Raw genomic sequence first — 22,880 nt, 5'->3', positions numbered from 1 at the left:
CAAGGAGAGTCTCTGCTCGCAGGGCGACGTCAGACTCGACTCCTTCGGCAGTCCCCCCCTCAAAGAGACCCGGTCAGATACGCAAGGGATCACTGACCGGGTAGCCAAGCTCCGAAACTAAGCTTTGAAAAGCCCTTGAATTTTCAACTGAGCGGTCACGAGATCCGAGCGTAGCAGGTAGTCGTTCAGTCCAATCACCGCGTGAGCGCCTGCTATGCCGGCGGTGGGTTGCTGACGCTCTGCGCTATCGATAAGCCCTGGGTAGCAGCTCACTGCAACCGTTCTACCCTGCCGTTCGACTAGCAAAGGCGCAGATGCAGTCTGTCCCACCCTGCAGGAATATCCCGCTAACTCAAGGCTTGCTCGAAGCTGAGCCAGTTTTACCAACTGGTTGGTGGCCGATGAACACGCCGGAACCTCTCCTCTTACAGCGTAACGCAAGAGCATGGCGCCCAGTTGCCGATCTAGGCGGTGTTGGAGGTGTTGGTTGTGGAAGTGGTTAAGGCATTCTGTGCAAGAGGATTCGCACGAGCAGTTTTCCAACAGTTCAAGAGTCGCGTCCAAAACCTCATCCATGTGCCGCGCTACAATCTCTGCATACCCTGCGCCCCCTGACAACATGTCGTACAAAAATACATCCAGAATACGGGCACCATCCTGCAACGCAGGCTCAATCCTAAAGCCAGAGCCAAATTCAGCAGGATCCAGATCCAATTGCCGATGCCGACTGGCCGCTAGCCGTAAGGCCTCGGCTAGAGAATGCAAAGCATCTTCGAGAATATGCAACACAACCCCGTTGACCGTATCGGTCACGATAGGCTCCGCGACTTTGAGGCGTAATAGCAGAAGGTCTGTGTCGAAGTGATGGCCTAATAATACGCGTGCGAACTGGCCAGAGCACCTTTTTGGCGTTCCTTTTGGACCTAGTGGCTTGTAGGGTCGGTCATGTGGCCCCGAGTTCGCTTCTTGATCAAAGACCGAAGCATGGCCGCATTCCATACAGACTGAAAAGCCCCCTTCCCCTGTGCCTTCCTTACCTCGGTTGACGGTGACGAGCGTGCGGTCGATGGCATGGGTGAAGCTTGCATACGGGCCGCAGGCAGAAAAACTGAAAACTTCCGGATCGACAGGTTGCGGCAACTGAGCCATCGTCGCGTAGGTGATTTCCTGCTCACGGTCATTTTCCGGCAAATCATCAGCGCCCTCCGGCCCGAACACCTGTGGCACGATCATTTGCTCAGTCACCAACTGTTGGCCGCAGACGGGACAGGTCATCGGCTCTTTAGCTGAACGATTGGGGTCGCGCACAAATGAGCACGCTTTACAGTGCGTATGCGGTTTTTTGTTCTCGAAGAGAGGCCCGGCGCGATTTACCACACCCGCTGGTAGATCTGCAAAGACACCGCCTGAGCGATAGGTCTTCTTGTCAATCACGATGAGGCGCCCAGGGGCGTACTCACTCAGCGCTTTGGTGATCGACTGTTGCGGGCGTTGCACCGTGCGAACTTCCCAACCATCGCGTGTGTTTTTGCTGAATTTTTCAACGAGAAAGCTGCAAAGGCTGGTCGGGAACGCGTAGCTTGGGAGCAATCCGTGAAAGAACAGGAACTCCAAAAGTTCCGCCTGTTCGACACTGGCTGGGAGATTTTCGCCATCCTCATTGTCTTGCTCGGCGAGAACCTCTTGCGTCATAGTCGCCTCAATGGTTGTACCCAGCTCCTTGAGCTCCACAAGCAAGGCCTTGCTGGTATTAGCCAGCCATTCCATCAACGAAAGCCCGCGGGTATCCAACCCCGGCGGTAGCCAAGCGACAATGGACTCGCGCAGATCGCCGTCAGGGACCAGCACCCGGCGTGCCACCCAAGCTTCGAAGCTCTTCAAAGTGGGGCCGGTTTGCTCGCTGCCGCAGAAGAAATCTTCAGTCGGTCCCAGTGCTTTGAGCAGTGACGCGGTTTTGTCGGTCGCCGCATCGGTGCATTGCGCCATGAATTCATGGAAAAAAGTCTGGATCAGGTACGCGTGAATATGTCGGCGGGCGATTTTCGCATTATCGATCTTGACCTCCGGTGTACGAGGCGGGCCGGCCACGATACGTTCCGGGTTCAAGAAGTAGTGGCTGTCATGCGGACCATTCTGTGAGTAGGTGACTACGGTTGAAACCGACGAACCACGGCGCCCTGCCCGCCCGGCGCGCTGTTGGTAGTTTTCCCGCTGCGGAGGAACGTTTCGCAGTGCTACGGCGACCAGCGAGCCGATGTCGACGCCTACCTCCATAGTTGTTGTACAACTGAGTACGTCAATCGGGCGATCTCGATCTTCAATCAGCACGTCCTGGAACCGCATCTCATAGAGCTCTGTAGTCGCATGTACTCGGCTACGGTCACGGTTCGACAATTGTGCGGTATGTTCTTCGACGCTCATGTTGGACAGCTCTGCGCCTGGCGCTAGGGCTCTGGCCACTGGAAGCCGCCAGAAGTTTTTACGCGCTGTAACATAGTCGCTGTTCTTCGGATCGAGGGATGACGCCGCGTCGCTGCCGCACGCCAGACAAACCTTGCCCGCCAAGGCGAAGGGCATCAGCGCAGTGCAGTCAGCGCATTGCGCCCAACAGTGGGCTAAGTCGACAACAACAGCTAAAGAGTCAGGCACCAGGAACCAGGCACCTTCGCATTCTTCCGCCAATTGATCTCTGAAGATCGCTTCAACCCGCTGCACAGTCTCACTTGACCAGCCGAAATGGGCGGCCAGGCTCTCCTTCAGAGGTTTTCCGAACTGACCGTTGCTGCCCCAAGCCGAGTTGGCATAACCAGCTGCTTTCCAGCGGTAGACCGGTTCAATGGATTTGTCGAAGGCATACTCCTGCAACATGGAGTCAATCCACCCTACCGCCAATTCACGGAGATTCCCATCGCTGATCACGACCCCGGCCGTCGACAAGTGCTGGATAAGCTTTCGCAATTTCTGGGCGGTTGGCTCTACGAAGCCAACCATGGTCCCCGTCAGTGAGTAATAGTTGCCACAAAGAAGTTTCAGAAGGGCAATCTGGTAGCGCGCCGGTAGCTCCTGTGGCGTAAAGCTTTCTCCAATGGCTTCGGCGAGGTCGGAATCATAATTGTCATCAAACAATTTGCGTGCATTCTCGACTCTTCTCGAATCTCCGCCATCGAATATCGGTAGGTCGTGGTCGGTCAACACGGAGAGGAAGGCTAGGTAGAGTAAGCCCGTAGGTTTGGCGGCCTTTCCTAAACCCTTGAGCTTGTGACAAGCCAATGCGACAGCCTGTCGAAACACGTCGAGTTCGATATCACGTGGGATATCACGTGCTAGCCGAGCGGCCTTTTGCCGACCATCTGAGAAAATCAGCACCTTGCGACCGGCGTTCGGGTGCCGTTTATCTTTGGCTCGACTGGCGGGTTGTTTCGCCATTTGCGTCCGGACGAGCGCAGTGAACGGCGCCTCACCCTTGGTAAGATGATCCATGATTTTTGATGGCGCATCTTTGGCAGTTTTGATCTTACGGGTACAGACCGGGCAGTGATCGAAAGTCAGATTGCCAGCTTCTGCTGCCTTGTCCGGCACTCGGACCCTGCGGAACCCGGTTTCGTCGCTCGGTTGTTCAGTTAAGAGTTTGCCACTGGCCATATGTAGCCACTTCTCGATATGTCGACTGCGAGGATGGGTGGCGTCCTCGACGCACAACTCGATCGGCATCAGCGTTGCAACCGCGCCGTCGGACAACGGGCCGCTGGGCTGGTGCCAAACGAAGTCCTGATCCTCGTTTACGAAGCCACGTAGAAAAGCGGCTCCACAGTCACGATGCGTGAGCAGTTCATACACGCGGCCGTTGGCCTCGCAGCCACACTGGGTTGACGGTTTGGTATGCAGACGGCCCAAGATGGTGGGCCCGTCATGATGACCTAAGCGCTGGGAGCAGGCAGGATTCACGCACGCGAACAAGCCTGGCAATCCGCGATGGAAGAGGTGCAGGCGTGTCGGCAGCAACACGCGGCCATCCGTGCTCCGCTGCGCGTAGCTACCCAGTGCCAAGAGCGCGTCGGTGGCTTTTTCCGCATCGACCGAGGGGTGTTCGCCAAACAGCTGATGACTCAGATCGTCTAGTCTAACCGCACGGCCCGATACTGCGGTGATCAAGTTCTCCAGCGGTTCAAACCCCGTGAGATGCTCGAACAACCAGTTGCGAAACGCAGCATGATCCCCGTGCGGCGGTTGGCTCCAGCCAAGCCGATGGGCGAACTGCGCTGCCGCTTCAGTCGCTGCGTGTAGGTCCTCGGCCGAGCGTTGAAAATCGGCCAGATTGAAATCGGCCAATGCTTCGAGCTGTGCCACTGGCGCTGCCTGTGCTACACAACGTTGCTCTGGAGTTCCCTGGATCACCCTGACGCGTCTCGGCGATGTGTCGGCCAGCCCCGTCAAATCCCGCGCAAAACGCTCGCCATCGACTGCGGCGGTCTCTGCAGGGCCCAGACTCGCACTGGTCATGATGCAGCGCATGCGTTCTCGGGGAATGTCGAGTCGCGCGCAGAGGCGCCGGATCAACAGAGCCACCTCGGCTCCACCGGCCCCCCTGTACATATGGGCCTCGTCCAGAACCAGGATAAACTCGTTGCGCGGGTCCGCTTTGAGCCAAGCCTTCGTCTGATCGAATATATCGCGCTCAATCGGTCGCATGAGCATGTATTCGAGCATGGAGTAGTTAGTGATCAACAGCTCGGGACAGCGCGCCTGCATTTCATGGCGCGTCATCATCTCGCGGTCAGTTGACTGAGTCTGAAGTCGGCCGTTCCAATGCTTTTTGGTGAAATTCTCGCCCTTCTTCTTGCCTGAGGAGTAGGTTTTGGTCTCAATGGCCGTGGCGCCATAAAACCCCTCCAGATCCTTGCTCGGCCAACGTCCGATCCTGACCAGTTCGTCTTTCACTGCAGGCTTCACGGCCACTTTGTTATAGAACTCTTCAAACAATGGCTCGATAAAGCGCTCGTCGCGCTTTTTGGAGCGCTCACCCGGGTATGGAGTGCGCCCGGTATAGCTACCGAAACGGATCGGCTGTGAACGGTTTTGCGTCAATATCGACGAAGCTTCAGTATTGCCAATGAGGCGACGGATCCGCGCCAATTGATCATTGACCAAGGCGTTCATGGGGTAGAGCAACAGGGCCCGGCAACCCGGCAACTGCGCTGACTGAGGCCGCTCCTGCCCCTCGATCGCCAATTGACCAATGATCGGCATAAGGAAACTTTCGGTTTTGCCGGAGCCGGTACCCGTTGCAACCACCAGGTCCGCAGTCTCGGCACCTAAAAACGCAGTAAGCGCTTGCGATTGGTGCTCGTAGGGACGCGGGTATAGCCCGAGTCCCATGTGCGACAACTGGGTGAGCGTATCGGAGGCAATCTTCGGAATGGCGAGTTGCGCGAACGGATCGCCTACTTTGTAGACTGCCGTCGCTTCCACATAGGGCGTCTGGACAATAGTTTCAGGGCGCAGCAGCAGAGCATGACGCTCTCGGACGAGCCCTTCATCACGAATATGGTATTGCGCTTCGATGTACTGTCGAAGGCTTTCGGCCAAACTTTTCGCTGTCTCGTGAACACCCGATGCTTCATTCATCGAAATTCCTCCCATTACGGTCTTCCCTCTGCAATCTGGCGTTCAGTCACGTCCACGTGTAGCCCGGCAAGTGCTTGGCGCACGAGCGGAAACATCTCACGCGGTATCGAATAATCAATCGCCCCTGTGCCGCCAGGCGACGGCATTTGCCAGCCCAGCAGCAGCGCGCGTGTTTCCTCCCGCGGCAAGTAACGGTGCAGGCGTAGCCGAACCTGTGTTGGCGACACATACGCTCGAACTATCATGGGATGTCCGGCTTGTGCGTCGAGGTAAAACTGCAAGCGCCTCGCCTGCCCCGGTCGCACTCCGGTGATCTGCCGCAGATGCCCGCCCGACACCTGGGCCACGAAGTACTCGAAACGTGGACCCGTACGGCATCTGGCGAGAAAGAGACCTTCGGCGGTCGCGCAGGCAGGCAGTGCCATCCATTTGCCACTGGCGCGAATTGAAACGTTTGCAAGCGCATTCGTCGCAGGTTTCAGTTGCGCCTTGGCGCTCGTCAGTAACTGGGTCGACCACGCCTGCAATCCTTCGAGCGGCGCGCCGATCCATTCCTGTGGCTCCCAGACGTCGATACGTCCTGCGCAGGCATCAACCTCAGCCAGTCTGAGCCTTCCAGTACCGCGCATCGTTATGGACCAGGGAAAGGTTTGCGCAGGCCCACCGCCGGTGATCACGGCCAGCGTGCCTCCAAGGTTGATCGCCCGAGGCGGAGGGATTAGCCAACGTCCGCCTTCGAGTCGGACCAGATCCCCCAACTCCCCAAGGTCTTCCAGAATCGTTTTGACACCTGGTTCAGTTGCTTGCTCGTCGTCGAGCGCCGGCCACAGGGGGGTCAGTCGCCGACGAACTAGGCTCGTTAAACTGAGCGTGGATGCCGGCATCCAAGCGTCCCGATCAGTACGGGGTGCAGAGCACAGATAGGATGCAGCACGCAGGCACTCAGCTACTGCGGCGATCCTTAACCCTTCACCGTCACTGGTACAGCCCAAACCGGCTGCCAGGGTTTCCCGAGCGGCATCAAGATGGCTTCCTAGCCACTTCACTCCACAGGCTCCACTTGGGCAGCCTGCGCATCAATTTCGCTCAGGAGCTCAGCGGCGCTACCCTTAAGTGCCTCGAGCGGCCCCCCAAGTGATTGCGCCCAAGGCAGTGCCCACTGCTTCATCACGGCGTGAAGCGCTTGCTCCGCCGGGCCTGGTGATAGGAGTCGCAGTTCGGCGTACGCCCGGTCAGCTACCCGTAGCCACAAATTCCCTGGAACAAAGTCCACCTGCTTAAGGCGCTCCCTCAACGAGCTCGGCAACGCCAATAGCGTACCTTCCTCGGGATCGTGCAAGGCTTTCCAGCCATCCGCAGCCAGGTGGCCAAACTGCATCAGCGGCACCTGGGCGGATAACCCGCGCATAGCGAATTCATCTGTGTCAAACACGGGCCCGAGCTCGGACAGCGTTCCACCGTCTGGGAATGCCGCAGGTCCTTGAGTCCATGACGCAATCAGCACCAGGCGCGCATCCGCCATCAGGCTGAACTGGCGACGCGCCACAAGATCGCGGATGGCACTGCCATATACCTCAAACGCAGACCGGTTGGCCCCCTTGAGCAACAGGCATCCAGACGACTCGCTCACGGCCTCGAGGCAGTCGGTCGCGGCATCCTCCGACAGAAGCCCGACGGGAACCCGCCACTCATGGAAGATCGCCCCGCCTACGGCAGCTGCTACGGCATCGGCCATTAAGTCAGCCGTTGACCCTTTGAACTGGATCAACTGGCCGGCAATGACCGCTGCCAGGATAAGCCGTGCGTAACGCTTGGCATCGTTCTTCACAACACCGCATGCCTGAAGGTTGTTGGCAATGACTTCCCAGGCAACATCGACAGAACCGACCTCAACAAACGGACCGGTTGCTTCGTTCTCGATCAAGCGTATGCGTGCGTGCCCACTGGTTTCGTGACGGGGACTGGTAGCCCGCAAATCAAGGTTGTCGAGGCGTTCGTGCAACGCCGCTAGGGTGACGGCCGAGACCTCCCAGTCGGGAATTCGCCCAGTGAGGGCGCTCAGTGCTTCTTCAAGCGCTAAAAGCTGCGGGCGCTCAGCCGCCAGGTCGGCGACTTGAACTGCGAGGGAGTCCACCGCTGCCGACATGTGCTCGTCATGGAGCTCAGAGCGCGCCAACGCTGCGGACATCTCTTGCTGCGACTCGGCCGTTGACTGTGCGAGCTCGCTCAGTTGCTGCCAGCGGTCAGTGGCACTGAGCAATGCAACACGCAATGCTTCGACATCACGGTCAAGATCAGAGAATTTACCCGCCAGTTGCTCAAGCCTTTCGGTCGATGCAGCGGCACTTCCCTCCAGTTGGTCAATGCGCTCAGCGGTCTCTTCAGCCGCTGTTTCGGCCAGTTCAAAGTAACCTTCGATTTTATCTAAACGCCCCGGCAAGCCATCGATCATCCGGTCCCTGGCTAGGGTGGACGCCGGATGAAAGCTGCTCAGGACGGTCTGCATCGCCGAGTCTTCGGCGAAACAGCTGTATGCGGCCAGCCGCTCGACCGTTTCCCGAGAAGCGTCCGGGTACAAATCGGCTAACCGTTTGAAAAAATCAGCGCCTGTATCGGCCGGTGGGGAGGTCTTGTCTGCAGTGGGAAATGCGCTGTCCAACCGGCTCGTTGCCCACGCCACCCAAAGGCTGGCAAACGCTTGCCAGTCTGCTTCCCCTTTCTGACCCGGCTGAGGGTGCACCAGGTGCCCGATCAAGCGACGTTGTTTCTCCTTGAATTCCGGCGTGGATCCGCGCCTAAACCCAGGGATTGCGGTTTTACGGTCGAAGAACGACTTGCGAAAGGCATGGGGTACCTCTTCGACGAACTCGGCAATCATCGTGACTCCGAGCGCCGAAATCCGCTCTCGTGCTTCTTGGCTGTACAGATAACTCATCGCAAGACCCCATTTCCTGAATATCGAAGGTCAAATCCACAGACGCGCACTGCAGCCGCCAGTTGACGGTAGTGAGGGAGCAATTCCGGCCTGGGCACAGAAGCGCCAAACGCGCTGACCAGTGCCTGATCACTGCCAGAGAGTGCGGTTACCCCAGCAACGTGTAGTTGGGATAGAAAGCTCAGCAGGCGTAAGCGCAAGGACCGCTCGAGCGATAACACGGGTGTGGGGTTGGTCAACGGCTGGGTGGCACCGATGGCCAGCCGCCCTAACCCGCCAAAATCCAAATAAAGTTGGAACTGCGGGTCGGCGAGATATTGTTGGAGCAGGCTATTGAGTGCGGGTGGCAATTGGCATGCCTGTGGTGCGTGGTTAGCCAACACCTCGCTAGACGCCAGTCGGCGGTATTCCTTATGCCCACTGGCTGAGAAAGCTTCCAGCGTGCCTTTGGCTCCTCTAGGCATTGTGAGGGAGTCAAAATGCAGCTCCCGCGCTCGCGCGGCCATTACATAGGAGTGGATTTGCCGACGGTGTAATGAGGCAACGAGACGTTCGCCATGCTCGTCAGTGAAGTGCAGGTCCACCGTCGGGTGTTCAAAGCTTCGTCCCAACGATGTGCTCTTTGAATAAAACTTGTCGACATCCGGGAAGCCGCTCTTGCCGACCCTGAATTCGTCGCTTCCAGCGCGTATCATGGTGAAGAGCGCGGGTGATCGATCAGGGGCTGTTGCAGCAATGCGGTCATGCTGATTGACAGCTTGTAAGGTTGGCCCGCTGTCATGCGGCCCACCTGGCATCCTATGAGCAGCCAGGATGATCGCGTCGCACTCGATGTACTCAACCGTATTGATGCTCGCGTTGCGACTTAGAAACGGCCAGATGGTGGTGATCGCAGGTGCCGCCGGCATCACCCTCAGTTGGGTAAAGGCTTCCAGCCAACTGATGCAGGCATCTGAGGGGGCTTCTGGCACGCTGACCAGAGCCAAATTCCAGCCCTGTCGCGGCTTAAGCCAGTCCACCACAAGTTCTTCATGGAATTGCGAGTTCTCTGATGCCGCCCATAACAGGGCGTAGGTTTCGCCGCGATTCAGTGATTGGGCGCGGGGAAACCCAGTTTCAGTGCCTCGACCAATGGCGGTGAATGCGGCCGCCCCCAGTGCCGGTAGACCCGGACACGTCCGCGCAACGCCCGCGACAAACGAAGGGTCCGGTTTCCCTTCGAAGGAAATGATCCGGTAGTCGTTCTTCGTGGGCTCGGCCATGACCCTAAAGCCTGAACTCATCCCGCGCATATCGAGCTTTTGTACCCTGCCACCGACATCGAGCTTGACGGAGGCATGACACGCTCGACAGGGGGGCAAGACCAATTCAAGCCACCACGCACCGGCGCTCTGCCCCTTTTTGATCAGCAGGCGCAGGTCCATCTGTCGCGTTGGCGATAGTTGAACCTTGTCCTGACTGACGTGACTCAACGATCCCGACATGAAATAGGCGCAGGAACTGGAGGACACACCACGCCAATGGGCAAAGTAGTTTTTTCGCGATGGCCCCGAACGAAGTCCGACCCGCTTTCGACAGTACGAACAAATATAACGAACGGTGCGTAATGCGATATCGGCGGTAACCGTTTTATTTGTGACCGGATCTATGGCGCAATCCATCGCTCATACCCTTCGCATTAAACCGCGCAAAGCGACAATGCAGTGCGACCCAAAACGCTGTGGCTGGGGGCGGAAAAATGCCGCGCCTGGCTGCCGTACAGGTCAATGAGATCTGTCGAGTTCCAATGGCGAAATTCGGGCCTGTTCCTTGAACGGGGAATCACCCATCGATTCAGTGCTAGCTCACCAATTTCCCCCACCGACAACAGCGATTGGGTATCCGGCTTTCCACTGCCGCCCTGTAGGAGTTTTGCGGCGTTGCCAGCCAGTTGGCTGATGAAGACTTCACGCTGGATACCGTGGCGCATCAGATCATCCTTGAAACCCAGTGCCTTCAGTGCTGCTCGCGTGGTGCGCAAGCGCCAATTAGGGCCCTGGCCGAAGGCATGTTGGTCGGCATACTGATGGTCCAGCTCACGGAGATAGTCTCGAAGCTCAATAAACAGCCAGTCGGGTATGTGGAAATGTCCCCAGCCACCGGTAAAGCCAATGGACTTGAGGTACTCCGTGCCATCCAGTTTCAATCGGTTGTAAACCGCAGAACGCCCCATCGACGAGGTCGTCACGACTGCCAGCAAACGCGCTTTTTTTTCGGTCTGCGAGATGATGCCCGTAGAGCCGCCGTAGGCACTGGCAAAATCATCATAAATGTCCCGACTGCGGAGCAGGCAAGCAACCAGCTTACCGCCTAATAATGCGTTGTAAGGTGGCACCGCGCCAAGCACATAGGCATCCATCAAGTTGACCAATCGGGCCGCCCTGTCCGCAGTGTCCCAACCGATGAATTTGTCTCTGACGCCAAGGTTGAAAACCGGATCACCTACGGCAATCAACCCCATCAGCTTGCCATTCGCCTGGTCCCAGACAAGGTAACGCAGGCGCCTGCCAAAACCGTTAGACACCGGGACGGACCACGACAATGACGCCAGCCGAAACAACTCACTTTGCCACGTGTCGGACAACACGCGTTCGAGTACTGGGGAAATCTTTTCGGGTACAACCTCGCCGCCATTCGCAAAGAATGGCATCAGTTTGGCACTGCTGCGCGCGATAAAGCGATCGCTTGCGTTTAGCCGCTCTTCGCGCTGGGCGCCGTGCAAGGCACGAATTGCTTCCTTACCCTTTCCAGGTGGACACAGGGCACCCTCCTGGGTTCTTGTGAAACCGAGTTGCTGCAAATGCTCTCGCACTTTGCGCTTGAGATTCGCTTCTCGCGGATTAACTCCAATTATGATCGGTCTGCCTGTTGGCATCTTGCTGCATCCCTGCTTGGAGTTCTATTCAACGAGGTGGACGAAATGCAGGCCTTGCTGTTTCGCTCCATGCGGCTGGCGCCGCATCGGGTCCGATGCTACACCGCCCCCGGCGTTTTAAGAAGAGCCGAACCGGCAAAATGACATCACGCCCTCCAGTTCGCCCGTTGCTTTCATAGCGCAACACTGTTACTGCTTCATCGTGGGGACACCTGCAATGACAGCAGCATACCGCTCGCGAGCAAGTTCTTCTCGATTCGGCAAGCGCCGTTTAGGGTTGATTGCGCTGACGTTTGGTTTGCCATGCCTGCCGCAATTGGGTGAGTTGCGTCTCTAGGGTGTCGGCACGCGCCTGTTGCGCAACAGCACTGTGCTGCGCATCGGCTAACTCGCCCTGCAGGGTTTGCACACGACTCTGTAATGCCTGGTGTTGCTCGCCAGCTCGCTGTGCGGTGAGGCGTGCCTGATCCCGCTGTTCGGACAGTGCCACGCTCTGCGCTTGGGCCGTGCTGCGCTGTTCACACGCTTCGGCCACAGCTTTCTGCGCGAGCGCCAGGGCCTGCTGCACCCTGTGCAACTGACCTTGGATGTCCTTGAGTTGGGCGCTCAGGCCCTTGCTCTCTTCGCGGGCCCGATCAATCTCGCGATAGGCGCGGTCTTCGACATCGCGGGTGTAGCGCTGTTGCTCAAGGCGCGCCTGCTCGGCCTGTTCGCGACTGTCGTGCAACTGCTGCCGGACTTCGGCCACCTGCGCCTGCGATTCGTCACGCTGCGTCTGCAGCTCATCGCGTCGCGCGCGCAGGTCGTCGATTTGCGCCTGGCGCTGAACCAGCAGTTGTTCCAGATCGGCCAGCCGGGTTTCCACGCGTTGCCGCGTGGTGACGGCCTCAGCGGTTTGCTGCTGTGCCTGGACCACCTCCAGCCGGGCGCGGGCTTCCAGCGCCCCCAGCGTTTCGCGCTCCTCGGCCAGCACCTGACGCTGGGCATCCAGGGCCTGCTCGGCGACACCTTGCGCCATCAGGGTGGCCTGCTGCCATACGGCCACGAAGGTCTGCGCCACTTCCGCCGGCAAGCCGGGCAAGCGGGTTTCGCCACGCAGACGCACGGCCAGTTGCTCCCACCACTGATCGAGCAAGGCGCCGACCCGCGCCGGGCTGCCGCGGCCGAGCTCCAGACGCACCCGCTCCACCGTCGGCCGCTCGCCGCGGGCGAGGACCGCGTCCGCAGCGGCAAACACCTCGTGTTCCGGTACACCTACCGCCATGCCCTGCCCTCCGCTGCATTAGGTCTGATAATAAAAGATTATCCGAACCTATTGCAGCGTTGAGCGAGATGAAATTGACAGAGCCGGTACAGATGCCCTCCTCCCAACCGCTGGTCCTAGCAGAGTTGGCCGACAGCACCCGCGCCGCTGCTGAGGCATTCATCGCGGGAGGCATTGCGGCCAATACCGTGCGCAGCTACCAGAGCGCCCTTACCTACTGGTCAGCTTGGCTGCGGTTGCGTTATCGCCGCTCGCTCGGCGACGGCGCGTTGCCGCCCGAGGTCACCGTGCAATTCATCGTCGATCATTTGGCCAGGCCCGATACTTCTGGTAACTGGACACACCTGCTGCCGCCGGCCGTCGATGCCGCGTTGGTGGAAGCCAAGATCAAGGGCAAGCCGGGGCCACTGTCGTTCAACACAGTTAGCCATCGCTTGGCAGTTTTGGCTAAATGGCATCGCCTGCGACGCTGGGATAACCCAAGTGAGGCTCCTGCGGTGAAGACGCTTCTTCGCGAGGCACGCAAGACCCAGGCGCGCCAAGGCGTATCCGTGCGGAAGAAAACTGCAGTGGTGTTGGAGCCGCTGCAGGCGATGCTTGCCACCTGCACTGACGGCGTGCGTGGTACGCGCGATCGCGCCCTGCTATTACTGGCCTGGAGCGGCGGTGGCCGGCGCCGTTCGGAAATCGTGGGTTTGCAGATCGAAGACCTTCGCCGTCTGGACGCCGACACCTGGCTATATGCACTTGTGGCAACCAAAACCGATAGTAGCGGCGTGCGGCGGGAAAAGCCGCTGCAGGGACCGGCGGCTCAAGCGCTGAACGCCTGGCTCGCTGTAGCACCGGCCAGTAAAGGTCCGTTGTTTCGCCGCTTGTACAAAGGGGGGCGGGTCGCGGCTGCTGGTATGTCCGGTGACCAGATCGCGCGCATTGTCAAACGTCGCGCGGCACTGGCAGGCCTCGACGGTGACTGGGCGGCGCACAGCCTCCGCTCGGGCTTCGTCACCGAGGCCGGACGCCAGGGCGTGCCTCTGGGCGAGGTGATGGCGATGACCGAGCACCGTAGCGTCAGCACCGTGATGGGCTATTTCCAGGCGGGGTCCTTACTGGGCAGTCGTGCTAGTCAGTTATTGGCCTCTTCCCCACCGCAGAAGGACAGCTCTGACGAGGTCGAGGACGGCTAACCCATGTCCCTGGATTTTCCGTTGCCACTGCTCTTAATATCGCGCTCCACTACTACACAGGGAAGGTCCATGCAAATTGCGGTCGGTATCACGGTCATGCTCGTTTTGACCACAGTCTTTGTCCTGCTCGGCCTAGCCGAAGCTAACCATATGCTGGTCTTCGGCTTGCTCCTCGCAGTTTTTTCGGCGCTGGTCATCATCGGCTTGGCCGCCACGGCAAAAATTCAGGCCATGCGGGCGACTTTCGTGCCAACGCCAGCGATCGCTGAGAACAAGTCGTCCACCTTCACCAACACCACTGCCCTGCAGCACTATGCAACCCCTGAGCATCGAGAACTGGCCTCGCTCCGTCAGGACCTGCGCGCATTACAGGACGAGCATGCCAGTACGGCATTTCAGCTAGCCTCCCTGAAAACCCACATGCGCCTGTGCTTCGACAACATTCGCTACCACGAGGAAATTACCCTGCCCCGCGCGCTGGCAGGTCAGGCCGGAGCCATCATCATCGCTGCTCTGCTGACACTGGTCGGCACGGCTTTATGTGCTCTGCCCGATTCCGCTTATCTGCTGGCGAAAACCGTCAATGCTTGCCTTGAAACGAGCTGGCAGTCCATCGTTCGGGGGAGTGATTAAAAGCAGGTGCAGGTCCTACTGGCTGGAGTTCGTGAGCGTCAGCCCTCCACCACCATCGCGGTAAATGCGTAGGGCGTCTGCCAGGACTCCAGCATACGCCCAACAACCACACAGCGCGCCTTCCCCGATGCGGCCAGAGCTTCTTGAGCGAGCGCCAGCGCGTCTTCATGGCAACTACTGCTGCGAGCTTTCGGGTAAATATAGAAGCCCACCACATTATCGCTGTAGGGCGCAGATAGGATCGCGAGTCCACGTGGCTGCTCTGGATCATCGGGGTTGTTCGCCACCGCCTGAGCCAAGGAAAAGAGCTCGACGTCCAAGTTCTGCCCGGCATGATAGGCAATATCGAGCAATACCAGGCAGACCGTGGTCCACCCTTGACGCCCCCGGTGCTGTGCCTGCTGCACTACCCGACGCACTGACTCGGGTAGCTGCAGTGCTGGTTTGGGAAGACTCACCCCGGCATCTCGACTAGTGTAATAGCGGTCGATGGGCGAGCATGGTCCGTCCTTGGAATCGAGCATCAGGTGGCTCGTGGAGCCGGGTTGCGAAACGCCAAGCATAGCCACTGTATAGCCACCATCCACTGAAAGTGCAGCTACAGGTGGAAATGCCCCGCAGCCTCGGGCTGATAGAGCACCTTCCGGATCTCGATCCGGCGGGTTCGATCAGCGATTCGCCAGTCGATGGCGTCCCCCTCCTGATAGCCCAGGATCGCGGCGCCGATGTCGGAACACACCGAATGCTTGCCGGTGCTGCTGTCCGCGTCTTCGGGGTAGACCAACGCCACTTCGATCTCCTCGTCGTCCAGCTGCAACAAGGCCCTGGAGTTCATCGTGACGACATTGCGCGCCACCTGCTGCGGCTTCACGACGATGGCCCGCTCGAGCTCATGCTCGAGTTCCACCACGGTCGGGCCTTCCTCTAGCGCGATCAGGCCCTCGAGCCTGGCCTTGTCGATTTCTGTGATGTAGATCCCGGTGGAGTCACCCACGGCACCTTCGCGCAAGAACGTGAGGTAGCGCCCCATCGTCATGGCAAATGACTTCAATGTCGGGGTTTCGCTCTCCAGCACAAAGCCGCTGCGTACAAAGGCTTTCAGCGAGCGCGTGTTGTCCGGGTGGATCTTGGCGATGAGCTTCTTGGCCCGCATGTCGAGGAAGGCCAGTTTCATGCCTTCGCGAATCGTACGGGCGCCAAGGTTTCGGCCCCACTTGTCGCTGTCTCCGATGACCAGGACGATCTCGCAGTTGGAGCCAGTCTTGACGAGGCGGACAAAGCCGACGGGGGCGTCATGCCGGTCATAGGCCATGAAGAATCGGCCGCCCCGATTGAATAGATGGGTCAGGATCGGCAATTGAGTCCGATCGATGGCTTGTTCGATGGAGCGAGAAACATCACGCGAATCACTCAGATAGCAGGTAACACGTTCGTCTTCCAACCAGTCCATCAACGTCAGCGCATGTGCCCGGGTAATTTCAGGGCACAGCGAAATGAAAGGCCTGTTCATCTTCACCACACTTGATATGCAAAGGATGAAAGCCCTTCATGGCGATTGCCATGACGGTTCTTTCGGCAACCGGCCATCTTAAGACATAACGCCAGAATGGCGAACAGGTTGCGCACTTTCCTCCCCCCCTCACCGCCTGCGTCCCAACGTCGCAGCAAAGTGACTTGGCAAATGCCGCGCAATGCTTAAAATCTCGCCTCCTTTTCTACAGTCTGCAGGGGGCATCGCCCTGCCCTGGCTGGCCCTTTCCTGCCGTTCGATACATCGCGCGTACTGCCCGAAGGCGCCGTGCAGCAGGTCACTCGAGGTTTTTATGTCTCCGCGTTTGCTGGCCATGGCGCTGGCGCCCCTGCTGGGCCTGTTCATCATCGCCCTGGGCAATGGTGCCTTGTCGTCCTTGACCACGTTGCGCCTGGGCGAAGCCGGGGAATCGGCCACGATGATCGGTATCGTCGCCTCGGCCTACTTCATCGGCCTTACGCTAGGCGCCCTGTTCAACGACCGGCTGATCCTGCGGATCGGCCATATCCGTGCCTACAGCAGCTTCGCCTCGCTGATTGGCGTCACCATCCTGCTGCAGGGCATGTTCTATGACACCTGGGGCTGGTTCGTGCTGCGCCTGATCAACGGCTGGGCCACCGTCGGCGTGTTTCTGGTCATTGAAAGCTGGCTGCTGCTGGCCGGTGACGCAAAGATCCGCGGGCGCCTGCTAGCGCTCTACATGATCGCCCTGTACGGCGCTGGCGTGCTGGGCCAGGCAACCCTGGGCGAGATCACCGGTTGGGGCGACACGGCGCCATTCATGGTCGCCGGCATGCTCGCGTCCTTGTCGGTGCTGCCGATCGTGATCCTGCCGCGGGTGTCGCCGCTGCTCGACCAGGTCGAGCCGCTCAAACCACGACAGCTGCTGGGGGTGACGCCTACCGGCTTGGTGGGTTGCTTTGGCTCAGGGGTGGCCATTGCCGCCGTGTATTCGTTGCTTCCGCTGTACCTGCAGCGTATCGGCCACGATATCGGCGAAGTCGGCAGCCTGATGGCCTGGACGATTCTCGGGGCAATGCTGCTGCAGTATCCCGTAGGGCGCTGGTCCGACCGCAGGGACCGCCTGGAAGTACTGACCGGGCTGGCGGCGGTATGCAGCGTGCTGTCGCTGGCCGTGGTACTGCTGCCGCTGTCCGCGACGCTGCTGGCCGCACTGCTGTTCCTGCTGGGCGGCGGCGTGTTCGCGCTCTACCCGGTAGCGGTCAGCCATGCAGCAGACCGCGCGTCGCCCGAGGCGCTGGTACCCATGATTCAGGGCCTGCTGCTGATCAACTCGCTGGGCTCTGCCATGAGCCCGCTGATGATCTCGCCGGTCATGACATCGCTGGGCGAAAACGGGCTGTTCTGGGCCTTCGCGGTGGTCAACCTGAGCATGGTGACGTTTTTCGTCTGGCGTCGCGGCAAGCGCCCGGTACCGGTCAATCCTGCGCCGTTCACGGCCTCGGCAACCTTTTCGCCTACCGGTGCCGAGTTGCGCCTGACAGAAGACCTGATGCAGGCCGTGCAGGATCACCCGCCGATGCCCGATGCGGTCAACGGCCAGGCCGCCCCCAAGCCCGCGCCACACTGCGAGCCTGGTTGAAAGAGGCTACAGTGGAGCGTCCCGAGACCCCGAACGCGTTGATCGAGCGTTCACCTTGGGTCGAGAGGCACTGCTTCAGCAGTCGACAGCCTCTTGGGCAACTCGCAATCTGCTCGAAACTGCCGGAGGACGCATGAACCGTTTCAATCCACGAAAGCTTGGGCTGTCAAAGTGGACCGCCTGCCAGCCGGTCAACCGTGAAAAGCACTTCCTGGTCACCGAGTTGATTTGCGATGAGCACGGCACACCCCTGCAGATCGAACTGCAGGCCGTGCACAGCGGGCGAAAACAACTGCTCGACTGGCAGGAACTCAGGGATAGCCAGCGCTGGAAAATCGGATGGTGCTGAACGGCACATTCTGGGTATGGGACGATCAACCGATCGCCTTGTGAATCCTTTGACTGGCAGCATGGATCTCGCAAACCAGTTGCCTCACCGCCTCCTCAACCGTGCCTTCATTACGGCACAGCACCCACCCGTTATCCGCAACCGCCTGCTCGAATGCCTGCGTGGCAGCAACCTGCTCCTCCAGGCTGAACATCACGGTACTGCCCAGCCCTCGCGTTCTGGCCGCCGCCCTCGCCCACGAAATCTGCGGGCTGGTAACCACCCCGACGTGCAGGTCCGGCACACTCACCTCGCGCTCGAGGTTCAACCGCAGAATCTCGGCAAACGGCACTATCCGGCGAAACGCCGCATCCGATGGATACCAGCGGTCGATCAGGATGATGCTGTTGGGCGGCTGCCTGGTCAGCACCTGCCGGGAAATCCAGGCCCGGCTGTCGGCAAGGCGTTCGCAAACCGCCCACTCCAGCGACCGGCTGGGGTTTCTGACCAGTGCGTTGACGAGCGCCATCGTCTCGCCCCGGCCGGGGTCGCTGTTTTTCTCGGACAGCCGGACCACCTTTCTGCCGTCCGCCCGCAGTGCCTGGGTCACGGCTTCCAGCAGCGTGGTCTTGCCGGTTCCCTTGGGGCCATCCAGAGAAACGAAAAGCGGACGGTTCATTGTTGTTGCGCCTCTGGTTGTGTCCATCAGTCATGAGCCGGCATTCTTGCACACCCGCTCCCCAGCAGACACCGAGGCACCTCCGTCAATGGACCCGACACTCACCCAGGCCCTTGCGCAACTGCGCCGCGCCCTGCCCATCGGCCTGCGCCACGCCCGGGCCCTGCTGCAACGCTGCGCCGGCAACCCGCAGCAGGCCGCCGAGCTGTACAAGGCCGAACTGCTGCAGGTGCTGATGGAAAAATCCGGGCTGCCACACCACCAGGCCCGCCAGTACCTGCACAGTGCGGGCTACGACCTGAGCCGCGCCTTGACCGCCCTGGACGAAGCGCGTTTCACCCTGACCCAGCGCATTCTGCGCCACCATCACCAGGACAAGCCGCGCGCCCTGGACCTGATCGCCCAGGCCATCGAAACCGCCGGACAGCTGCCCCGCCAGTACTGGCTGGATTTCGAGCGCCTGGATCAACTGCCCCCGGCGCTGCGCTGCTTCATGGTGATCCACGAATGGCTGGCCTTCGAGCAATGGGAAGGCTTTGACAGTGCCCTGCACTTTCACCTGCCCCAGGCCATCGCCCAACTCAGGCACCTGCAGCTCGATGCCCTGGCGCACACACTGGAGCAGGCCGATCAGCGCCAGCAGCACCTGCGCCAGGCCCATGCCGATGAACACCACGTCGAGCTGGCCATACGGATCCAGCATGACCCGCTCTTCGACGCCTGCCAAACCCGCTTCAACCAGCAGCGCACGCAGCTCGACGAGCAGCTGTACGCGTGGGTGGAGCGGCACATGGCGCAGTTTCCCGCCTGAGCTGCGCCCCTGCAGCGCGCAAGCCGGTAGACTGCCGCCCTCCCCGACGGACCTCGGATTCCCCCTCATGGAACTGCACTACCGCATCACCCCCGACCACCTCCAGTCCTTGATCGCCGAAGCGCTGAAGCAGGAACTGCTCAAGCAGGACGCGCAACAGGCCCGCGCCCTGGCCACCTTCGCCAGGTGGCAGAGCCGCCTGATCGGCCCGCTGATGTTCGCCCTGTGCCTGATCGGCGCCCTGCTGGCGGTGTATCTCCCGGAGCGACGCATCACCCCGGAGAAAGCCATCGCCCTGCTGCTGTTCGCACTGGTGTTCATCCCGCTGTGGTGGCGCTTTTCCGGGCGCTGGGTCGGCCACCTGCAAGCGCGGATCGCCGCCAACCACGCCAAGCCCCGGGCACCGGTACGCGGGCTCAACCAGCGCCTGATCGAGGCCAGGCTTCGGGCACCCCTGAAATCGGCCCAGGACACGTACAAGCTGAGCTTCGATGATCAGGGCTTCACGCTGGACAAGGCCCGGGGCGGCAAGACGGTCCTGGCCTGGGAGCAAGTCGTACACCTGCTGGAAACGCCGGATTTCTACCACGTGGCGAGCGCAGACATGCGCGCCAAGGGCATGGCCTGCCTGATTGCCAGGCACAGCGAGCTGATGCCGGCGGACGACTATCAGCAAGGTCTGCAGGCGTTTCTGAGCCACTGCCCGGTCACGGCTAGCGCCCCGGCCACGTCTTGCCCATCAACCCCGAAGTAGCCCTCGGCCGGCCTGGGCGCAGGTGGTAATTCGGCCAAAGCACAGGGAAGCAATGCCATGGCAACGCGCCGGTGCTGCATGCAGCCACGGCGAACGTATAAGGTAGGCCGCACAACAATCCAACTGCCAAGGAGACAGCCATGACCCTGTTCTGCCGGCTTAGCCTGCTGTTGCTGATCGTGGGAATGCTGCTGGGCGAGATCGTGATCGCCAGCGTGGGGCTGGTGGGCGTGTGCGGTGCGGCGCTGTACATCAGCATCCGCGAGGACACCCCGCAGGCGCCCCCCGCCGAGCCGGAGTTTCTCGCCTAGCCGTTCAAGGCTGCAGCGGTTCGGCGCCCTTGACGAACATCTGCGCCGTGACAATGCAGCACTTCTCGGCCTTCTTCGAACTGAAGGCCTTGTGGTCGAGCGCCCATTCCAGCCAGAAGCCGTCGATCAGCGCGGTGATGGTCAACGCCGCGCTTTTGGCGTCTATCTGCGTGCCCTGTGCCTTGCCGATGGCCTTGAACACCGACTCCAGTTCCTTGCGATAGTCGGCATAGAGCTTCTTGTTCAAGGCGCGCAGCTGCTCCGACGATACCGCCGCCCCCCAGAACCCCAGCCAGGTGGTGAGGATGAACTCGTTGAAGATCTGCCCGCGAAACGAGGAGCGGATGATCGCCAGCAGACGGTCCTCGGGGGTGCCGCCCTGCACCGCCAGGTACTTGCGGGTTTCTTCGCGCAGCTGGTCGGTGAGTTCCTGGTAGGTCGACAGCATCAGCTCTTCCTTGCTGGAAAAGTGATGGCCGATCAGCCCGATGGACACCCCGGCCTGCGCGCAGATGCGCTCCAGGGTACTGCCACTGTGGCCATAGCGGGTGATGCACTGCATCGTCGCCTCGATGATGGCCTTGCGGCGCGTCTCGGGGTCGATGCGGGTTCGACGCTTCCTGGGTTGGGTTACTTCGGGCTCACTGCTCATACGTCAACAACCTGTGCACTGCGGGGCATGGCCCCGGTCTCCGGACAGCGGCTACATCTCAGTCGCCAAGCGAGGCGACAATTTAGCAACTTTTGCCCGGGCAAGTGACAGGAAATGGCGATTGCCCCGGCGTGCGTCGCGCACGCCGGGGCAATCGTCGACAGGCTCAGTTGGCGCTCAGGCCGCGCTCCAGGTCCTTGTCCAGTTCATCGATGCGCGACAGCTCCGCCGCGATGTCCTGGGTGCGGCACAGCCACCCGTAGACCAGCGCCGACACCACCAGACCCACCAGCATGCTGATGTCGGCGCCATCGAGCAGCGTGGTCACGTAGCCGGTATACAGCCCGGTGCTGGAGAACGGCAGCATGGCCACGAAGCCTGCCACGTAGGCGCCGATGCCGCGCCAGTTCCAGCGCCCGTAGATCCCGTTGGGCTTGAAGATCTCGGTAATCGAAAACTTGCCGTGGCGTACCTTGTAGAAGTCCACCAGGTTGATCGCCGTCCACGGAGTGAACAGGTACAGCAGGATGGCCAGGAAGTCGCCGAAGTCCTTCACGAAGTTGTCCGAGGCGGTCATCGCGATGGCGATCGCGGTCCCGCCCACCAGCAACATCGAGACGATGCGCTTGAACAAGGTGGAGGTCTGGGTCTTCACCGTGTCGGCGATACTCAGCAAGGTGATCGAGGCGCCGTAGAAGTTCTGCGCCGCGCTGGTCACCAGGCTCAGCACCGCCAGGATCAGCAGGCATTCGCCGAAGCCGCCGAACAGTGTGTTGCCCAGCATCACCAGGCCCTTGGCCAGGTTCTGCCCCGGGCTCAGTGCCGCGGCCAGGGCGCCGATCAGCATCATCCACACCCCGCCGATCATCGCGCCCATGTAGGTCCACCAGAACGACGAGCGCACGCTGACGTTGGCCGGCAGGTAGCGCGAGTAGTCCGACACGTAGATCGCCCAGCTCAGCTGATACGCGGCGGCCACGAAGAACTGCGCCAGGAACGGCGTTGCCTTGAAGTCCGAGACGCTCAGCTGATCGGCTGGCAGCTTGACGAAGAAGAACAGCCCCACGGTGAACACCAGCATCACCGCGATCAGCACGAACGCCAGCAGCCGCTGCACCTTGTGGAAGGTGTTGTAGCCGGCAATCGCCATGACGATCGCCAGCAGCGAGAAGGCGATGGCCGAGCCGTTTTCGGGAACGTCGAACAGTTCGTGCAGCGTCTGGCCCACCAGCAACTGGTTGAAGGCGTTGTAGCCCACGTAGGTGGCGATGGCCACCACATACACCAGCAACGCGCCCAGGTAGCCGAACTGCGGGCGCGACTGGATCAGTTGCGGCAGGCCCATCTGCGGGCCCTGGGTGGAATGGCCGGCCATGAACAGCGTGCCGAAGGCGCAGCCCAGGAAGATCGCCACCGCCGACCAGAACAGGTTGGCGCCCATGCCGACCCCGATGATGCCCACCGCCAGGGTGGTCAGGTGCGCTTCCCCGCAGAACCAGATGGGCCACAGGTGCCACGCCTTGCCGTGGCGCTCTGCGAGCGGGACGTAATCGATGGAGCGTGTTTCAAGGTTCAGGCGTCCCTTGGACGCCGAGTGGGAGGCAGACATGGCAGTTGCACCTTTTTTTATTGGTCTGGTTGCACGGCTAAGCGGAA

17 protein-coding genes and 1 pseudogene are annotated in these 22,880 nt (G+C 60.3%); 7 read left to right on the top strand and 11 right to left on the bottom strand.

Going from position 1 to position 22,880, the window contains the following annotated elements; translation table 11 throughout:
• Positions 1 to 117: 117 nt before the first annotated feature.
• The 6 genes from MF6396_RS16565 to MF6396_RS16540 all read right to left on the bottom strand — a co-directional run bounded on the left by MF6396_RS16565 (position 118) and on the right by MF6396_RS16540 (position 12,738).
• Positions 118 to 5,625, bottom strand: a complete 5,508-nt coding sequence (locus MF6396_RS16565; RefSeq protein WP_238596446.1) for a DEAD/DEAH box helicase — start codon at positions 5,623 to 5,625, stop codon at positions 118 to 120.
• 14 nt (positions 5,626 to 5,639) lie between these two features.
• A complete protein-coding gene (locus MF6396_RS16560) occupies positions 5,640 to 6,509 on the bottom strand; it encodes a hypothetical protein (protein WP_078480961.1) in 870 nt (289 codons plus the stop codon).
• A gap of 158 nt (positions 6,510 to 6,667) precedes the next feature.
• Positions 6,668 to 8,560 (bottom strand): hypothetical protein, encoded by a 1,893-nt coding sequence (locus MF6396_RS16555; protein WP_078480960.1) that lies wholly within the window; start codon positions 8,558 to 8,560, stop codon positions 6,668 to 6,670.
• A complete protein-coding gene (locus MF6396_RS16550) occupies positions 8,557 to 10,221 on the bottom strand; it encodes a hypothetical protein (protein ID WP_153046095.1) in 1,665 nt (554 codons plus the stop codon). Before MF6396_RS16550 ends, MF6396_RS16555 begins: the two co-directional genes overlap by 4 nt.
• 17 nt (positions 10,222 to 10,238) lie before the next feature.
• Positions 10,239 to 11,474 (bottom strand): Druantia anti-phage system protein DruA, encoded by a 1,236-nt coding sequence (locus tag MF6396_RS16545; protein WP_078480957.1) that lies wholly within the window; start codon positions 11,472 to 11,474, stop codon positions 10,239 to 10,241.
• A 271-nt stretch (positions 11,475 to 11,745) separates the two neighbouring features.
• Positions 11,746 to 12,738 (bottom strand): DNA-binding protein, encoded by a 993-nt coding sequence (locus tag MF6396_RS16540; protein ID WP_078480956.1) that lies wholly within the window; start codon positions 12,736 to 12,738, stop codon positions 11,746 to 11,748.
• A gap of 92 nt (positions 12,739 to 12,830) precedes the next feature.
• Here MF6396_RS16540 and MF6396_RS16535 point away from each other — a divergent pair, with 92 nt between their 5' ends.
• Together MF6396_RS16535 and MF6396_RS16530 are read left to right on the top strand one after the other, a co-directional pair.
• Entirely contained in the window at positions 12,831 to 13,922 is a 1,092-nt protein-coding gene (locus MF6396_RS16535; RefSeq protein ID WP_102063812.1) for a site-specific integrase, read from the top strand.
• A 69-nt stretch (positions 13,923 to 13,991) separates the two neighbouring features.
• Positions 13,992 to 14,555, top strand: a complete 564-nt coding sequence (locus MF6396_RS16530; protein WP_078480952.1) for a hypothetical protein — start codon at positions 13,992 to 13,994, stop codon at positions 14,553 to 14,555.
• Between the two features lie 38 nt (positions 14,556 to 14,593).
• On the opposite strand, the gene MF6396_RS16525 is transcribed toward MF6396_RS16530, so the two are convergent.
• Both MF6396_RS16525 and MF6396_RS16520 read right to left on the bottom strand, forming a co-directional pair.
• Complete coding sequence (locus MF6396_RS16525) at positions 14,594 to 15,079, bottom strand: hypothetical protein (RefSeq protein WP_078480951.1); 486 nt, start codon at positions 15,077 to 15,079, stop codon at positions 14,594 to 14,596.
• 74 nt (positions 15,080 to 15,153) lie between these two features.
• Positions 15,154 to 16,117: pseudogene (locus tag MF6396_RS16520) on the bottom strand (GNAT family N-acetyltransferase).
• A gap of 261 nt (positions 16,118 to 16,378) precedes the next feature.
• Between MF6396_RS16520 and MF6396_RS16515 the strand changes: the two are divergent.
• Together MF6396_RS16515 and MF6396_RS16510 are read left to right on the top strand one after the other, a co-directional pair.
• Positions 16,379 to 17,689 carry an MFS transporter gene (locus MF6396_RS16515; protein ID WP_078480950.1) on the top strand — a complete coding sequence of 437 codons (1,311 nt, stop codon included), beginning with the start codon at positions 16,379 to 16,381 and terminating at the stop codon, positions 17,687 to 17,689.
• A 133-nt stretch (positions 17,690 to 17,822) separates the two neighbouring features.
• The gene (locus MF6396_RS16510; RefSeq protein ID WP_054914496.1) at positions 17,823 to 18,038 is read left to right on the top strand and encodes a TIGR02450 family Trp-rich protein; all 216 of its coding nucleotides are present in this window, start codon (positions 17,823 to 17,825) and stop codon (positions 18,036 to 18,038) included.
• A gap of 25 nt (positions 18,039 to 18,063) precedes the next feature.
• On the opposite strand, the gene MF6396_RS16505 is transcribed toward MF6396_RS16510, so the two are convergent.
• Positions 18,064 to 18,696, bottom strand: coding sequence for a dTMP kinase (locus MF6396_RS16505; protein ID WP_078480948.1), 633 nt, complete (start codon positions 18,694 to 18,696; stop codon positions 18,064 to 18,066).
• 88 nt (positions 18,697 to 18,784) lie between these two features.
• Here MF6396_RS16505 and MF6396_RS16500 point away from each other — a divergent pair, with 88 nt between their 5' ends.
• The 3 genes from MF6396_RS16500 (at position 18,785) to MF6396_RS28815 (ending at position 20,572) form a co-directional block, all read left to right on the top strand.
• Complete coding sequence (locus tag MF6396_RS16500) at positions 18,785 to 19,507, top strand: hypothetical protein (protein ID WP_078480947.1); 723 nt, start codon at positions 18,785 to 18,787, stop codon at positions 19,505 to 19,507.
• 67 nt (positions 19,508 to 19,574) lie between these two features.
• Positions 19,575 to 20,261: a YcxB family protein gene (locus MF6396_RS16495; RefSeq protein ID WP_078480945.1), complete on the top strand. Its 687-nt coding sequence runs from the start codon at positions 19,575 to 19,577 to the stop codon at positions 20,259 to 20,261.
• A 140-nt stretch (positions 20,262 to 20,401) separates the two neighbouring features.
• Positions 20,402 to 20,572, top strand: a complete 171-nt coding sequence (locus MF6396_RS28815) for a hypothetical protein (protein ID WP_173925048.1) — start codon at positions 20,402 to 20,404, stop codon at positions 20,570 to 20,572.
• Between the two features lie 4 nt (positions 20,573 to 20,576).
• Here the strand turns inward: MF6396_RS28815 and betI are convergent, their stop codons facing one another.
• The gene (gene betI / locus MF6396_RS16490; RefSeq protein WP_052504246.1) at positions 20,577 to 21,224 is read right to left on the bottom strand and encodes a transcriptional regulator BetI; all 648 of its coding nucleotides are present in this window, start codon (positions 21,222 to 21,224) and stop codon (positions 20,577 to 20,579) included.
• 166 nt (positions 21,225 to 21,390) lie between these two features.
• Entirely contained in the window at positions 21,391 to 22,833 is a 1,443-nt protein-coding gene (locus MF6396_RS16485; protein ID WP_043861246.1) for a purine-cytosine permease family protein, read from the bottom strand.
• Positions 22,834 to 22,880 lie beyond the last annotated feature (47 nt).

The organism is Pseudomonas sp. MF6396 (assembly GCF_002018915.1).
Lineage (GTDB): Bacteria > Pseudomonadota > Gammaproteobacteria > Pseudomonadales > Pseudomonadaceae > Aquipseudomonas > Aquipseudomonas palmensis.
This window is presented reverse-complemented; position numbering and strand designations above follow the sequence as displayed.